15 protein-coding genes are annotated in these 17,527 nt (G+C 25.0%); all 15 read right to left on the minus strand.

Translation table 4 applies throughout. The features are described 5' to 3' along the window. The coding region (locus AAHM99_RS00200) for a DNA topoisomerase (protein WP_342274799.1) at positions 1-705 on the minus strand (705 nt) is incomplete at its 3' end. 136 nt (positions 706-841) lie between these two features. Next, positions 842-1,429 (minus strand): ATP-binding protein, encoded by a 588-nt coding sequence (locus AAHM99_RS00205; RefSeq protein ID WP_342274800.1) that lies wholly within the window; start codon positions 1,427-1,429, stop codon positions 842-844. A gap of 19 nt (positions 1,430-1,448) precedes the next feature. Then, positions 1,449-1,766 (minus strand): hypothetical protein, encoded by a 318-nt coding sequence (locus AAHM99_RS00210; protein WP_342274801.1) that lies wholly within the window; start codon positions 1,764-1,766, stop codon positions 1,449-1,451. Between the two features lie 235 nt (positions 1,767-2,001). Continuing rightward, complete coding sequence (locus AAHM99_RS00215; RefSeq protein ID WP_342274793.1) at positions 2,002-2,565, minus strand: DDE-type integrase/transposase/recombinase; 564 nt, start codon at positions 2,563-2,565, stop codon at positions 2,002-2,004. Positions 2,566-2,843: 278 nt separating this feature from the next. After that, positions 2,844-3,140: a transposase gene (locus AAHM99_RS00220; RefSeq protein ID WP_342274802.1), complete on the minus strand. Its 297-nt coding sequence runs from the start codon at positions 3,138-3,140 to the stop codon at positions 2,844-2,846. Between the two features lie 506 nt (positions 3,141-3,646). Continuing rightward, entirely contained in the window at positions 3,647-5,089 is a 1,443-nt protein-coding gene (locus tag AAHM99_RS00225) for a hypothetical protein (protein WP_342274803.1), read from the minus strand. 157 nt (positions 5,090-5,246) lie between these two features. Beyond that, the gene (locus AAHM99_RS00230; RefSeq protein ID WP_339031161.1) at positions 5,247-7,568 is read right to left on the minus strand and encodes a RelA/SpoT family protein; all 2,322 of its coding nucleotides are present in this window, start codon (positions 7,566-7,568) and stop codon (positions 5,247-5,249) included. Between the two features lie 132 nt (positions 7,569-7,700). After that, positions 7,701-8,213: an adenine phosphoribosyltransferase gene (locus tag AAHM99_RS00235; protein ID WP_342274804.1), complete on the minus strand. Its 513-nt coding sequence runs from the start codon at positions 8,211-8,213 to the stop codon at positions 7,701-7,703. Between the two features lie 13 nt (positions 8,214-8,226). Continuing rightward, positions 8,227-11,991, minus strand: a complete 3,765-nt coding sequence (locus tag AAHM99_RS00240) for a protein translocase SecDF, variant type (RefSeq protein ID WP_342274805.1) — start codon at positions 11,989-11,991, stop codon at positions 8,227-8,229. A gap of 8 nt (positions 11,992-11,999) precedes the next feature. Further along, complete coding sequence (locus tag AAHM99_RS00245; RefSeq protein ID WP_342274806.1) at positions 12,000-12,386, minus strand: post-transcriptional regulator; 387 nt, start codon at positions 12,384-12,386, stop codon at positions 12,000-12,002. Next, the gene (locus tag AAHM99_RS00250; RefSeq protein WP_342274807.1) at positions 12,387-12,950 is read right to left on the minus strand and encodes a DDE-type integrase/transposase/recombinase; all 564 of its coding nucleotides are present in this window, start codon (positions 12,948-12,950) and stop codon (positions 12,387-12,389) included. Positions 12,951-13,228: 278 nt separating this feature from the next. Next, positions 13,229-13,525, minus strand: a complete 297-nt coding sequence (locus tag AAHM99_RS00255) for a transposase (protein ID WP_342274808.1) — start codon at positions 13,523-13,525, stop codon at positions 13,229-13,231. A gap of 89 nt (positions 13,526-13,614) precedes the next feature. Then, a complete protein-coding gene (locus AAHM99_RS00260) occupies positions 13,615-15,330 on the minus strand; it encodes a YitT family ABC transporter (RefSeq protein WP_342274809.1) in 1,716 nt (571 codons plus the stop codon). A gap of 48 nt (positions 15,331-15,378) precedes the next feature. Beyond that, positions 15,379-15,813, minus strand: a complete 435-nt coding sequence (locus AAHM99_RS00265; protein WP_342274810.1) for a hypothetical protein — start codon at positions 15,811-15,813, stop codon at positions 15,379-15,381. Positions 15,814-15,913: 100 nt separating this feature from the next. Then, positions 15,914-17,449: a cytoskeletal motor fibril protein Fib gene (gene fib / locus AAHM99_RS00270; protein ID WP_342274811.1), complete on the minus strand. Its 1,536-nt coding sequence runs from the start codon at positions 17,447-17,449 to the stop codon at positions 15,914-15,916. Between the last annotated feature and the right edge of the window lie 78 nt (positions 17,450-17,527).

The following is a 17,527-nucleotide window of genomic DNA, read 5'->3' on the forward strand; positions in this document are numbered from 1 at the left end:
GAGTTTGCTTATTTTATTTATCTCATTTTCATCATAAATTTTATTTATTAAAAATTTGTTTTCTTTATTATAAAAATAATTTTTAAAAACCATGTTTTTATACTCGTCTTGAAGATAAAAGTATTTCTTTTTATCAAAGTTACTAATTTGCTTTTGTCTGTTACACAAAATTCTTAAAACAGCACTTTGAACCCTTCCAGCACTTGCTGCACCAATAAGTTTTTGTAAAATAGGTGATATTCTAAAACCAACCATTCTATCTAATATTTGTCTTGTTATGGCACTATTTACATAGCTTTGATTAATTTCACTTAGATTTTGTAATTCCTTTTGAACACTCTCTTTTGTGATTGCGTTCAATCTCATTCTCTTAAAATTTTTAGAATAATTCTTTAATATCTCAAATAAGTGAAAGGCAATAGCTTCTCCTTCTCTATCTGGGTCAGTTGCAATTATAACCTCGTCTACTAATTTAGCTTGTTGGATTAAATCTGAAACTACTTGTTTTTTATTAAGTGAAATTCTATAAATTGGATTCATTTTCTCAATATCAATTCCCATGTTATATTCATTTTCATTTGAAAGTTCTCTTATATGTCCAATTGAAGCTTTAACAATATAATTGTTAACTTTATCAATTTCTTTTAAAAATTGACTTACTTTTTTAATTTTACCTGGTGATTCTAATATTACTAGTTTATTCATTCAATTATATTCTTTCTATATTTTATTTTGTTAAAATTTAATTAATTAGAGGTTATTTTTGTTTTATAAATTTTATGTTTGCAACCATTATACGTAAACATACTTTCACCTATTATCTCTTATTTTTTTATTTATATTATCTCTCTAAATTATTTTTTTCTTTTCTTTTATCTTTACCAATAAACCTTATTTCCTTATCAATAACACCATCAATTCTGGAAAATAATCTTTCAATAGCAGCTTTATCTTGAACAAGATTTGAATATTTATCTTTTAATTCATCCAAAGAATAATTTGATGTAATTAGTGTTATAGAATTATTTCTATTTTTTTGAACATGCTCATATCTTTCTTCAAATAAATTTAAAATTGAGGGCATGGTAGACTTATGAAAAAACTCACTACCTAAATCATCAATTAATAAAATATTAGCTTGTGTATTAATTTTTATTGATCCTTCGAAAGTGTTTTCTTCTTTTCATGTTTTTTGTACGTCTTTAATTCAATCATTAACATTAAAAAACATTATATTAAATTTTGGAACTTTATATCCTGAAATTTCAACCTTTTGATTATTAATTTTTTTAGAAAAATCATATAAAAAGGTGGTTTTACCAACACCAGGTTTACCATAAATAAAAATATTTTTATTCTGAGTTTGTAAAGTCAATAATTTATCAAATGCTTGATAATTTTTATCTAAATCAACATTGAATGGTTCCATAATTACTCCTTATCTAGTACTAATCATCTTTAAACTGTGTTTTTCTAGATTCATAGCTGCTTTTATATCTAAATGAAATAATTCTAATTTCCTTAGATATATCGTTAAAATTGGTTTCTTTACAAATATGAGTTAATACTGCAAATTGGTTTCTTTCCAATTTATTAGCAATATTATAATCTTTATACAATTCTCATATTTCAGTTTTTCTTTTATTCAAAAATAAGATTTTTGCTACAATGTCTAAAAGACTTTGAATATCTTTTTTAAACCAAAAATCTTTTACTATGAGACAAAACATTTTGTAATCTTTTCTTGTTATATTTTCTTTATTCATATTTTTTCCTTTCTTTTATTGTCAATAGGTTGAATAATTCTTTTAGTTCGTTCTGAGATATGTAAATATATAAATATTTAAGCAACAATGATTATTGACAACAAAAAAAGTACTCTCGCAAGTACTATCATATTTTATTTAATTTTGCAACTTTTTACCCCCCACATTTTTTATACAACCGTAAGTACGGGTTGTATAAAAAAAATTTATTGTACTGTTCCTTTTTTTCGGACACCTATATTTTATAACTAACTCTATTATTATTATAAAAATATTGATACATTTTCAAATTATAAATATATTCATTTACAACATTGTATTTATAACCTTCCTTGATCGCTTCTCTTTTAAGAGTACTTCAAAAACCTTCAATATATCCATTGTCCGTTGATCTACCAATTCTAGACATACTTAAGCCAAAATCAAATCACATTGTAGCTAAGCGATATTGATAAGATTTAAATTCTGAGCCATTATCAGAGTGAATAATTGAGTTTGGTTTAAATGTTCCAAATTCATTAACCATATTAAAAAATGACTCTAATACTAATTTCATACCTTTAATATTTTTAGTTACCAAACCATAAACTTTTTTAGTGTTTACATGATAAAAGGCGCAAGTGTATAGTTTGCATCCTGCTATTATTTTCTCGGTAATATCAACAGAGAAAATATCTCCATAATTTTTCAAATCTGTTTGATATTTAAATAATCTAGGATACTTACCATTTTTTTCTGGAGTAACTGATTTATTCTTTTGTATTTTATAGTTATTAGGTTTTAACTTTAAAAACTTCATTATTCGCAAAACTTTTTTATGACTACAATTTAGATCTAAATACTTCATTAATCTTCTAGAACCATAGATTTTAACTTCATTTTTATAAACATCATTAATTCTCAAAACCAAACCTCAATTAATTGCCTTAATTTTTGGTTTACCTTTTGATAATCAATCATAGTAAGTACTTTTTGCTAAGTCAATTATTCTACAAAGTCTTCTAATTGCAATATTTGGGTATTTAATTGTAAAGTTATAAACTACTTTTGATTTAAATGTATTTAACTCTCACTTATTTACTTCTTTCTATCAATCATTTCTCTTAATTCTTTAAACATTTCATCTCTTAATTTTAAGTCTTCACTCTCTCTTTTTGATTTTTTAAGCTCTCTTTTTAAATTTATAATCTCCTCATTATTGGCTTTAAAGGATTTTTTAAATCCACTTCTTCCATTTTCGTCATAAATTTTTATTCAGTTTTTCAATCTTGATTTATCAATTCCTACTGCTTTTGAATACTGTGCTAATAACAAATTAGATTTGTAAAAATTTAATACTAATTCAATTTTTTGATTGATTGAATACTTAGTCAAAATAAAACCTCTCTTCGTTCACAAATATTTTATATCAATATATAAAGTATTTTTAAAATGTGTCCGAAAAAAGGTTACACTACAATAAAAAAAATTTAACTCTATATATATCTGGACTTCAATTTCTACAAATCATTAAATATTTGGTTAAAATATTCATTTAATTATAATTAGATAATATATATTTAATTTATTAATAATTTATTAAATTAGAAATTAATCTAGTAATACAGATTAGAACCATACATCTTTAATCAATATTTATATATATTTTAGCAATAAATATTTTATTTAATTAGATAAATTTAATTTAGTTATAGTTAACCTTGTATTTTAAAAAAAACCTATTTTAAATGTTTTTAAATACTATATAAAAAAGATATGGAATTAAATTACTAAAAATATTTTTTCAATAAAATGCAAAATTACAAGAACTATTTATTAATTCTTGTAATTTAAATTATAATTGCTTATTGCTTAAAAAAATGCTTTATATACCCTTTGAATTATTGTCAAGGTTCCAAATAATATACAGTTTCAGCACCTCCATAAGTTCCAGTTCTAAATTCTAAACCATAATTTGAACCAACTCATTGAGGATTTTGATAATATGCAGCAACTAATCCTGTAATTCCTCTTCCAGGAAAGTGATAATCTAAATTTTCTGACATCATATTAATAATGATATTTCTTTCAGATTCTGTGGAACCGACATATTGAGAAAATAACTTTCTAAATATTTGATCAAATGCTAGTTCTGTTGACAAATTACTTACTACACATAAAGCTGAACTCAATGTATGAATAATTGCATGATTTAATTTAACACTAATTTTTCTTACATCATTTGGATTACTTACTTGAAAAAAAGCTGTTGATAAAGCACTGCTTCCACCAGTAGGGGGAAGTTGTCTTTGAATTAATGATTTCTCAAGATTATTATAATTTTCTAAAATTGATTTTACTTCTTTATGATTTAATAAAACAAAGTAGTCACCAAAATCAATATTAAGACCGTATTTTGTATTTGCAGGCATTAATGCAAGGACATCTGCCTCTGTAACTATATTTATTGTCTCATAATCTACCAATACCTTATAAGTTGTTTTAAGTCTAATTCATTGGTTACCATTCTGATCAAAGTTTTCTTGTTTAAAGTATGTGGGTTGATCAAAATTAAAGACAGTTGTTGGAAAAATATCATGTTTTCATTGAAGAAACATTTTTGTTTCATGATTTATATGATATGAGACATTTGCAAATGGTAATGTAAAATATTCAAAATCTCTTTTTAACTTATTAATATCACCATATCTGTTATATTTTGGCATTCCATATTGTCTTGTTGTTTCTATATCATTTTCTACTTTTTGTTGTCAAAGAAATTGTACTTTATAAGATTCACTAGGCCTTTGTCCTCCTTCTAGAGGACTATTTTTCCAAGTATCAAATATACCATATCCAACAGTTCGAATTGAACCAGGTCAAGACATAAATCAGCTTAATGAAATATACATACCACCAATATTTTTATTTGCATATTGTAAAGACTCTGTCATAAAAGTCTTTACAAATACTTCTTTTGCCCTCTCATTCATTTCCTTCTTAAAATTAGGAATAGAAGATTCTAAAAAAAGTAAAACACTTTTATAATTATATTCGCCACTTTCAGGACTTTGACTTCAATCATAATGAGAATTTACAACTCACTCATCAATATACATAGTTCTTACTTCATACCCAATTTGAATTTCTTGCCTAATCTCATATTTAGAAGTATTTTCATTGTTACAAGTTTGATTAAAATTAGCTAATTCATCTGTAATATTACATTTATTTTTTGAAAAATTATTATATTTTTCAACTTTACTAATTGAACCACCTAATATTGAAGCTGATGAAGCAACTGCAATACTAAATATTCCAAACAAAGACAATGTTTTTTTCATTGTTTTTCCTTTCTTCTAACACCCTCCCTACCAACCTTTATTTTATACATTTACTTTTATAATTAATTATAAACTTCAGGGAATTAAAGTACTTTAAAAAAATAAAAGCACTTTGAAAAGTGCTTTTATTTAATATTTTTTTATAAATTAAAAATAATTATGCCATTGGATTTTCTGATGAAGTTGCTCTTGTAACTCCAATCACTCCAGGTATTTCTGAAAGTGATTTTAATATCACATTTAACTGATCAGCATTATTGACACTTATAATCATACTTCCCTTACCTGAATAATCTTCTTCTTGAGAAATAACTTTAACCTCATTTAGATTTACTCTTTGAGCATTAAAAACATTAATTATATCCAATAAGATTCCTGGTCGATCATAGGTTGTCATTCTTATTTTAGCATTATAGTTTCTATCCTCAGTTTTTGCTTCAATTCACTCTGTTTCTAATAAGTTTTTTACTCTTTTAATATTGGTAATATTTAAACAATCACTGCGATGAACTTGAATTCCTTTTGTTTTTGACATAAAACTAGTAACTGGTTCAACAGGAACTGGATAACAGCATTGTGCAAGAGTACAATTAACTTTTTCAATTCCATTAATTCTTAAGTCATCTCTTCCCTTAGCTGACTTATATTTTCTAGTTTTCATATCATTGATTACTTCAATATCTTTTAGTTCTTGTTTTGATACATATACAATTTCAACTGCTTCTGGAATAGTAAAGTCACCATTACCAACTGATAATAAAAACTCATCAATATTTTTATAATCTAAAACATTTAATTTTTTTTGAATTTCATCAATTGATTTTACTTGTCATTTTAAGTTATGAGCAATTATATATCTATCAACTTCACGTTTAACATTTCTAATAATTTTTTGATTCGTAATTTGTTCTTTTGCTTGTTCTTTTACTTTTTCAGTATTTAAATAATCTTCAATAGCTCTTCGCGCTGTTGAAGTACGTACAAAACGCAATCATTTTTCATGAGGATTTGTTTCTTTTGAAGTTTGTATTTCAACCATTTCTCCTGAGTTTAATGTTGAGTTATAAGGTGAAAACACCCCATTAATTTTAGCTCCAATAGTTTTATTCCCAACTTCAGTGTGAATTTTATATGCAAAATCCAAAACAGTTGATCCAAATGGTAAATTAACAACATTTCCATCAGGAGTTAAAATATAAATCATTGGTGCTAAATAATCTGATTTAAAAGCTTCTTCAACTACTTCTCCACTTAAATCAATTTTTTGTGATTCTTCATCGTAATCTAACTCTGCAGCTTCTGATGCTAATTTTTCTAAGTCCATTAATCTTGTAAACATATCTACTTTTAAATCAATTTCCTTTTGTTTCTCAGCAATATCAATATTTTTTTCACCCTCTTTATATTTTCAGTGGGCAGCTGCTCCGTTTTCAGCAATATCGTCCATTTCATATGTTCTTATTTGTGCTTCAAAAATAACTCCATCTTTACTTGCTAATGTTGAATGCAATGATTGATATAAATTGTTTTTTGGTGTTGCAATATAGTCTTTAAATCTTCCTGATAAAGGTGTAAATAGTTGATGTAATCAACCAAGAATTCTATAACAATCATCTTGTTTTTCAGTAATAATTCTTACAGCCAAAATATCGTGAATATCACTAAATGACTTACCAAATTGAGTTAATTTTCTATAAATTGAATAAATTGTTTTTGATCGACCAAAAATTGTAACATTTGAGATACCACCAGCTTTTAATTTTTTATTAACTTCAGAAATAATTTCAGTAATTATTTCCTTTCTTGTACTTTTGTCTTCTTCTAAAAGACTTTTAACCCTTTTAAATTCTTTTGGATTTAAATACTCAAATGAGTAATCTTCTAAAAGATTTTTAGCATTTTTCATACCAATTCTATGAGCAATTGTTGAGTAAATTTCTAATGTTTCTTTAGCAATCACTTTTTGCTTTTCAGGTTTCATATGTTGAAGAGTTAATAAATTATGCATACGGTCAGCAATTTTTACAATAATAACTCTAATATCTCTAATCATTGATAAGAATAGTTTTCTTAAATAATTAGCTTTCATTTGCTCACGATTTTCTTTTGTAAAGTAACTTACTTTTGTTACAGCTTCAACAATATCTGCAACTTCAACACCATATAATTCTTCAATTTCTGAGAAAGTAACAGGGGTATCTTCAATTACATCATGTAAAAGACCAGCAATAATAGTTTTTGGTCCCATTCTTCATTGAGCTAAATAATATGCAGTTGAAAGTGGATGTATTATGAAAGGATCTCCACTTTTTCTTTTTTGATTTTTATGTTTTTCTTCAGCATAATAGTATGCCCTTTTAACTTCATCAATTAATTTTTTATTTTTAATATATTTTTTCATTTCTGAAACAAGAACTTCGACATCACGACATTCAATAAAATTAAATTCTTGTTCACTCATTGAGGCTCTTGACTGCATAAAATTCCCCTTGTCTTTGATAATTTATTATTAACTATATTATATATAAATTAAACTAATAATAGTAAGTTGGCTATGATTTTTTTACATTTAAAAAAAAGACAAAATATTATAATATTTTGTCTTTTTATACTAATAAGTTACTAAACTTTTTGAATCAAATTCTTTAAATAAATCTGGTTCATGTAAGAATGATAAATCAGCTACAAATACTATTCCTCCAACTTTTGCTTTTTCTTGATTAACAAGCTCCACAATCGCTTTCATAGTACCACCAGTTGCTAAGACATCATCTACAATAATTACATTATCGTTTTCTTTTAAGTCTCCCACATGCATTTGAATATGACCTTTACCATATTCTAAAACATATTCAACATCTTTTACTTTTCTTGGTAATTTTCCAGGTTTTCTTACTAAAACAAATCTACAGTTTGCTGCATATGCAACTGCTGATGCAAATAAGAAACCCCTAGCTTCTGGAGCAACAATAACAGTTGCTTTTTTTGCTTTGACATAATCAACCATTTTATCAATTACATATTTAAAAGCATCTTTATCATTTAATAACGGAGTAATATCTTTAAAGGTTACTCCCTCTATTGGGAAATTATGAACATCTAAAATATATTTCTTTATATCCATATTTATTTACCTCTTAATCATTTATTCCTTCTATGATTTGTTCTTCTTTTGAAACATATAAACCATTTATGAAACGTTTTCTTGCTAATTGATTTCTTATTCTTATTTGTTCAAATACTACCCACAATGGTAATGAAATAAACAATACAAATACACTTGAAACAAAAATCCCAATTATCATTGAAGCTCCAAATGATCAAATACTTGACATTGATGAAGCTAAGATGATTCCAAGACCTGTATATAAAACAATTAATAATAAAGATCTTACTAACCCAAATCTAAATGTTTTTACTAAAACTTCTGATAAATAGTTATTTTGTTTTGCAACTCTATTTATTTTAATTTTATTAGCTTTTTTAACTTTTCTAAACTCTATTTTTTTAGCATGCTTAATTTCTTTAAATTCTAATTTTAATTTTTTCTTCTCTTCTTTTGGTAAATTATTAGTTCTAATATTTAGTCTCATTTCATTTTTAAGATTAAATAACTCATCATTCATTTTTTTCTTAACTGACTTTGTATCATAAATAATTTCAATTTCTTGTTTAAAGAAGTTTATTAATGATTTTTCATCTTTTGATGCAATTAGAGTTCTTGCTTTACCAAAGATAATGAATAAAGAAATAATTGTAAAGAATATTGAACCTACTATTGCAATGATTGCAACATTTCCTAAAGGAATTTGCAATGCTGTAATTGCTGCAACTGCAACTAGTGGTGCCAAAACTATTGATATAATCATTGCTATATAATATGTTCATTTAAATCTAATAAGTATATAAATAACTAATGCTGCAATAATTATTAAAATAGAGATTGCTATTTCTTTAATTGATCAGAACATTGTAGCAGGTTTAATAGATTTTGTTATAAATCCATTGTTTGAAGTTGAATTTATATTTTTATCCACACCTAAATTATTAAACATTTTTTTAATAATTGCTGATTGTTTTAAATCTTGTGTAAATACTGTCAATGTTATTCAATTTTGATTTTCTTCAGTTATTGAAGAAGAATCATTAAATATGAATTTATCTCCATAAGAAACTGAATAATTTTTACTTTTATATGACTTCTTATCTGATAAATTTTGAGCTAAGTAATTAACATAAAAACTATCATCGAGTACAAAGTTTAAGAATTCACTAACTGTTCTTGTTTCATCTAATTTAACAGCTTCTTCATTGTATTGATTATTAGATTTAAAGCTCTCATGTTTTTCAACTAAGTCTTCTTTAAATTCATAGATTTCTTTTAACTTTTGTTCATTACCATAACTTGTATCTTCAAAACTCTCTTCTCTTATTTGAGAATAAAGTGTTGAAGTATTATCTCCTCATAAAGTATAGTCTGTTCTTCCACCAAATGTATCATCAAAACGTAGACCAAATAAGAAACCAATACCTAGTGATAGTGCAAGTAGAATTACTCCAAATAATGAAACAAACTTAGTTCCATTTTTAATATTTCTTTCAACTGTCTTTATTTTTAGTTTTTCATTAGTAGAAGTAATAATTTGTCCTTCTTCTTCAATAATATTTTGAGTATTATCATCTCTAACAAATATTAATTCATTTACTTTAAAATTAAGTGACTGAATTTTTTTAGCATCTTTTTCAGGATTTAAACTATTAATTTTTTGTGTTATTAAATCAATTTTTTTATTTAGTTTTTCCTTAGCTAATTCTTGCTTCTTATTATTTTTTTCTATATCTTTTAAATTAATTTCACTTAATTTATCGTTTAAAGATTTAAGATCACTTTCAAGTTTTGTAATTGCTTCTTTGTCAATTTCAGGTTTTGAGTTTAGTTTAATAATTTTATTTTCTATTTTTCTTATTTTATAATTAATAAAGAATTTACCTTGAGATGCAAAGTCTGTATTTAAAGCGAATAAATATGATTTATTTGCAATTAATTGAGAATTAATTATTAATTTGAATAGAATTACACCTACCAATATTGTAAATAATACTGTAAAGAACGACCCCATTGCTAACATTATTGCCATTGAAATAATTGCATTAGATGAAATTCAGAACATACACATTGATGGAATTAACAAAGCAACAACTAAATCTAATGCTATTCCAACATTTTCTTTAATAGAAATATTAAAACTAGTTTTTAATCCCCTTTGTTTTAGATAGTAACTCTCCTTCATATTTTCAAATAGAGAAGAGAAGATCTCAATATTTAGCCCAAGTAAAATAAACGAGCAAATAATTGTTTCTGGTCCAACTGCCAGATTGAATCATGATAATGACAATAAAGTCATTCCTATAATTGCTAATGTAATTATCATTGAGAAAAGACCAAGTAGTCTATAAAAGAATCCCATATAAGCAATTAAACATAAAGCAATAATTAATATAAATACTAATGATGAAATTAACATTACTTGTGTTACTTTTCCATCAATAGTTGCAACAGAGTTAACTGTAAAAACAAATCCTTTACCAGAGGCGTTAAATAAAGAAGCACCAATTCTAGCCTTTGCTTCTGAATCAACTTTAGTTATTAAATTGTTTCCATCAATATATCCATTAGAAGCTTGCCCTTTTGATTCAGTAACATTTCCATTAAATAAGAAATAATTAGTTACTAAGTTATTAGCAAAAGTTTCATTAAAAAGGATTTGATTTGAAATAACAAAATTTAAAAGCACTGGATTTATTAAAGAAAATATTTCATTAACTTTATATTTTTCTGTTAATGTATTCGAAGAATCTCATAATTTTACATTCTGTGAATATCTTCCACCTGTTTCAAAATCTTTTGTTACAGCATTTGAATCATAAACATATTTTGAAGTTTCTGATAAATAGTTAAATGAATCTACAACCTCTAAGAATGAACTTGCATCTTTTAAAGATTCATTTGAACCATTTCTTCTACTCATCAATGATCCTCTATAAGTTGTACTAATTCCTGAAGATGTCTTTTCAGTTCATTGACCATAAAATAGGTCATATAAAACTTCTTTTACTTTTGTAGGAGTACTACTTGCATCATAGAAAGTTCTTAAAGGTTCAACAATAACTTTAAAGAATTCTTCAATTCTATCTTTTTTCTCACCTTTAATTAAATTGTAATAGTTTCTTATATCATTATAAAAACCATCAGCATCTAAAAGGATAAATAAAGGTAAAGTTCCTGCTTCACGAGTTTGTCCTTCAGCTCCTTCTTCTGTTTTAAATAATGCTTTAAAATTATCACCATTTAATGAATATGAAATTGCTGGGTTTTTTGAATTTGATTCATTAATGAAAGTTGAATTTGCTCCAGTAAAATATTCATTAATTCCTTTTCTTTCAAGTTTATTACTTTCATTTGTAATTTGTAAATCATTAAATTTACCTTCTGTTGAATCTAATAAAACAATTCCACCATTTTTTTGGATTTGATTTTTAAAAATTGTTTCACTTTGATATGCATCTACTGGAGATAAAACTTTTAAAAAGTTTTTACCAGCCTTTTCAATTATTATTTGATTATTTCCCATTGGATTTAAACGTTCATTTAGAGCTTTAGCTCCTTCTGTTGAATCACCATTTGGTTGACCATTTATTGATTCTTTTTCATTTAAATTACCAACTGAAACAAGAGCTGAGTAATAACCTTTAAAGTCTGAACCCAACTTAATATTTTCTGAGAATTTTAAATTAGAGAAAACTATCCCTAATACCAAAGAAGAAATAATTATTAATATAGCAAAAATCTTTAAAATTGGCTTTTTAGGCTTATTGCTTATATTTTTTTCCTTGTTATTCAAGTTAACCACTATCTTTCTAAAATAATTTTTAAATCCATTTCAATTGAATTATTTTCATCTAAAATTGCACTAACATTTAGATATTCAAATATTTTGTTAATTTTAATGTTCATAATAAAGAACGATAAATCATTTAAATCAACTATTTTATTATTCTTAAATACTACATCCTTTAAATAGCAGTATAAGTCTTTCAAAGTAATTCTACTAAATTCTTTCCTTATTTCTGTTAATTTTAGATCTAACATTTCATAAATAATTTTTTTAAGATTTTCCTCTTCCATTAAATCACCACTATAATCATAATTATAAACAAAAAAACTAATAAATTTAATAAATTTACTAGTTTCTTTAAAAAAATTAATCTTTTTGTACTGTTCCTTTTTTTCGGACACCTATATTTTATAACTAACTCTATTAGTATTATAAAAATATTGATACATTTTCAAATTATAAATATATTCATTTACAACATTGTATTTATAACCTTCCTTGATTGCTTCTCTTTTAAGAGTGCTTCAAAAACCTTCAATATATCCATTGTCCGTTGATCTGCCTATTCTAGACATACTTAAACCAAAATCAAATCACATTGTAGCTAAACGATATTGATAAGATTTAAATTCTGAACCGTTATCAGAGTGAATAATTGAGTTTGGTTTAAATGTTCCAAACTCATTAACCATATTAAAAAATGACTCTAATACTAATTTCATACCTTTAATATTTTTAGTTACCAAACCATAAACTTTTTTAGTGTTTACATGATAAAAAGCGCAAGTATATAGTTTGCATCCTGCTATTATTTTCTCTGTAATATCTACAGAGAAAATATCTCCATAATTTTTCAAATCTGTTTGATATTTAAATAATCTAGGATACTTACCAATTTTTTCTGGAGTAACTGATTTATTCTTTTGTATTTTATAGTTATTAGGTTTTAACTTTAGAAACTTCATTATTCGCAGAACTTTTTTATGACTACAATTTAAATTTAAATACTTCAATAATCTTCTAGATCCATAGATTTTAACTTCATTTTTATAAACATCATTAATTCTCAAAACCAAATCTCAATTAATAGCCTTAATTTTTGGTTTACCTTTTGATATTCAATCATAGTAAGTACTTTTTGCTAGATCAATTAGTCTACAAAGTCTTCTAATTGCAATATTTGGGTTTTTAATTGTAAAGTTATAAACTACTTTTGATTTAAATGTGTTTAACTCTCACTTATTTACTTCTTTCTATCAATCAATTCTCTTAATTCTTTAAACATTTCATCTCCTAATTTTAAATCTTCACTTTCTCTTTTTGATTTTTTAAGCCCTTTTTTTAAATTTATAATCTCCTCATTATTTGCTTTAAAGGACTTTTTGAAGCCACTTCTTCCATTTTCATCATAGGTTTTTATTCAGTTTTTTAATCTTGATTTATCAATTCCTACTGCTTTTGAATATTGTGATAATAACAAATTTGATTTATAAAAATTTAATACTAATTCAATTTTTTGATCGATTGAATACTTAGTCAAAATAAAACCTCTCTTCGTTCACAAATATTTTATATCAATATATAAAGTATTTTTAAAATGTGTCCGAAAAAAGGTTACACTACAAAAAATTAATCTTTTTTATCTTTATTTTCTTGTTTTTTAGGATTTGGCTTCCTTCTTTGACACTTTTTGTGTAATTTTTCATGTTCTTTTTGAGCTCTTACAATTGCAATTTGTCTAATTTTTTCTAATTCAAGTTCATTCTTTTCAATTTTGGTTCTTATAATATCTCTGTCATCATTTTTTTTAATTTCATAGTTAAATAAGCCCCGTACACTTTTTGTTATAATTGCATTAATTTTAACTTGAGGATCAATCATAAAGATTTCTCTTTCAATTTTATCTCAATCCATAACTGACATTGCTACCATAATAACACTTCTATGAAGATAATTTCCATTAATTCTATTAATACTATCTCAATTTAAAATATCATTTTGGAATCCATTTTCCAATAACATTTTGTTAATTTTCTTTGGATTATTTGTTGTTATCATATATGTTCTTACTGTATATTTTGGATAGAAAATATTAGTTGACATTCCTGCAAAAATTACAAGTGAAAAAGAAGCAAATAGTGATGGTCCAAAAATAAATAAAAATTTAATATGTCATACTAATCCCTGATTTATATTTACTAAATCATCACCATAACCTTTTTTACAAACAAATTGAACTAAAAATTCATATTGATCCTTTGTAAGTGAGGCTGAGCCGTCAAATAAATTCATTGCAGATTCTATTGAAGTGTAATCATTAGAATAAATGATATTACTAAATCAGGCTTCAAATACTGGATCTCATTGTAAATTATTATTATCACCCACTAATGCACCATTTTCAATTGCAAAATCTCACATTGATTTTAATAGATTATTATCTTGATAATAACTACCACTTTGAAGAATGCTAATTTTTATATCAGAATTAATAAGAGACATAGGAATAATAATGGTATTCAAAATAATAACAATTGCTAAAATAATAAAATTAACTTTTCTATTTAGTGAACCAACTGGCTTGTTTGTTTTATTAGATAAAAAAACAGTTAAAAAATCCAAGCCTCCAGTCGAAGAACCAATTTTATATACAATTGAATATGAAAACCCTAGTAAAAAACCACCCAATGCAGCAAAAATAAATAATCAAATACCAGTATTTCATGAACCTGGCATTGAGCCAATTAATTGATAATTTACAAGTAAATTAAATTCTCTTGGATTAATAAATGGAATATTTTGAATAATCTGGTCAAAACCAATTTGCATAATTATAAAAATAAATGTTGTAAATGTAAATCTTTTTCCCAATTTAATGTATCCAAAAATAAAAAGAGGAATATTTATAGCAAAATAATAAATAAAGTAAAATGATGACTGTAATTGTACTTGATCTTGACTTGGAAAAGTTAAAGTTGCAAAAAAACGTGCAATTGCTCCTGCTCCTGCGGGGAAAAGACCTGCTCTTCCTGTTGGAGTAATAAAGTAATCAAAAGTAATAGTTATTAACAAGGCAGCCAATATAATTTTAAAGAAATCTCTAATAAATTTAGTTCTAAAATATTCCTGAACAAGTAGTTTTTGTTCTCTTTTAGACATAATTTTGCTTTCGAGGTTACTTAAAAGTTCACCATCAATATTTCCTCCTCTATTTAATTCTTTTGCTAACTTATTAATTGATTTTTTTTCTTCACTTGATTGGAATTTAACAACTTCTTCTTGCATAATTTCTTGAGTTGCTTCTTGAATATCTTCAATTATTTCGTTTAAATTATTCTTCTCCATTATTTTCCCTCCCAAGTCTTATAAAATTTTTTATTTAAAAAATAAATATTATTTTCTTTTTTTTGCTTTATTTATTATACTTGATAAACCAAGTGATTCTTTCTTTTTCTTTTGCCTCTCCAATATTAATTGACGTAATACATCTGAATCATATGCTGATTTTCCTTCTTTTTTTGCCTTTTCAATAATAAATTCTTCTTCTTCAACACTATTATTAATTCATTTTGATTTGCTAAATATATTATTCATTTGTCTTGCGTTTTTAATTATTGAATCTAAATTTTTTACTTCACTATTTTCTAAAGGCTTTATTTTTTTAATAATAGTTTTATTATCTATATCATTAGCAATATTTGGTATTTGGTATTTATTTGGCACTGGTTTATCATCAAACTTTATTAAAGATAAATCTAGTAAATCCTCTAAAATTTGGCTTACACTATCATTATCTTCAAAAAATGCTTTCTTTTTTTTATATGCCATTAAATTCACCACTTGCCCTTACTAAAATAGTATATACTAAAATTCTTTATATTAAAAAATAAAAAAATCACTTTAAAAGTGATTTTTTTATTTTTTGTTACTATGAGTTTTTTAAACGAACTGTAACTTTGAATGATCCAACTTTCAATGGGTCGTAATCATTTCTTGTAATATCAACAACTGTATAAGTTTTTTGATCTTTACTTGAGTATCCACCAAATACAACAGCTTGATTAGCTTTTGATTTAGTTTTAATAATAACTGGAAGTTTTGCAACTCCTTCTGCAGGAACTTTACAGTATACTATTATTTTTTCAAATGGAGATTCAACTTCTGCCAATTGTTCATTTAAGTATTTTGTAAATTCGTTTGCTACTAATTGAGATCCTTGTTTTGGAGCTTCAACAAATTCATGAGTAACATTATGAGTAATGTAGAATGAAATTGGAGCATCTACTGCAACTAGTAAATGTTTTTTCAATACTGTAGCACCATCATATGTATATGCTGATTTATCTTGTGAACGATCAGCAATTGCTTTTGAAACCGCTCTTGCAACATCTTCAATTGAAACAATTTTAGTTGATTTAAGATCATATTTAGCTGATTTATTTCATAACAATTCATCATCATTTACATGAATATTTGTTAAGAACATCATTTTACGTAATCATTTTTTAGGAGCATTTTTTCATTCATCTTCTCCTAAAATAATTTTACTTGGTCCTTCATCTTCTAATTTACTTTTTAAAACTTCAACAATATCAACAGCTTCAGGTTTAGCTGCTTTTTTATCAACTAACATCAATGATGGTCCTAAACCAGAAATAATTGATGTAACATCACTTTTGAAAAGTGACACTCATTCATCATGAGATAATTCAAATAATTCATGAATTACTTCTAATTCATCATTTGTATTTTTTGTAAAGTCAATAATGTATTTTGATGATAATAAGTTAAATAATCTTGCCAATAAGTATTTTAAAGTATTAGCTGTTTCATAAATTTTAAACTTATGTAATGGATCATTATCTCATGGTGATAATGCATTATTATACATAATTTTCATTGCAACAAAGTTAACACTTGATTTTTTAGCTATTTGAGCTAATGCTCCAGCTTCTGAATCAATTACGTCAATTGTTTGACCATATTTGTCAACCATTTCTTTAAATTGTTTTGAGTTATAAATTAACATATCAGCAGTACCAATAATACCATCTGAAACACCTAATTTAAAGTTTTTAACTTGTGTTACAAATTCTGTATTAAAAGTATATGCTTCTGGTTCATGTACGATTTGTCCATATTTAATATCTTTGAATACTGTTAAATCAGCATCTCTATAAATAAATTTTGTAGCCATAACTGTATCTGTTGTATCAAATTTATCATTTGTTGATAAAGCTAAGTCTATGTTTAGAACTGTTTCCAAAGTTGGATATTCTTCCATTAAATAAGTAATTGCCATTGCAGCATTTGCTTTTCCATAACCGATTGTTGCGATTATAAAAAATTTCCCTCTGTATTTAAGATGTTGAATAACCATATTTCTTCATCAATATTTTTTTACAGTTTTAATCCCTTCACGATCTTTAACTGTAAAGTAAGCTGTTGAAATAATACCTATCATTTCTAGTCTCCTCTTTTATTTTCTCTATACCTTTAATTTTTGCATAATTATACAAAAATAAAGATTAAATTAATTATA

It is taken from the genome of Spiroplasma endosymbiont of Cantharis lateralis (genome assembly GCF_964030855.1).
GTDB lineage: Bacteria > Bacillota_I > Bacilli_A > Mycoplasmatales > Mycoplasmataceae > Spiroplasma_A.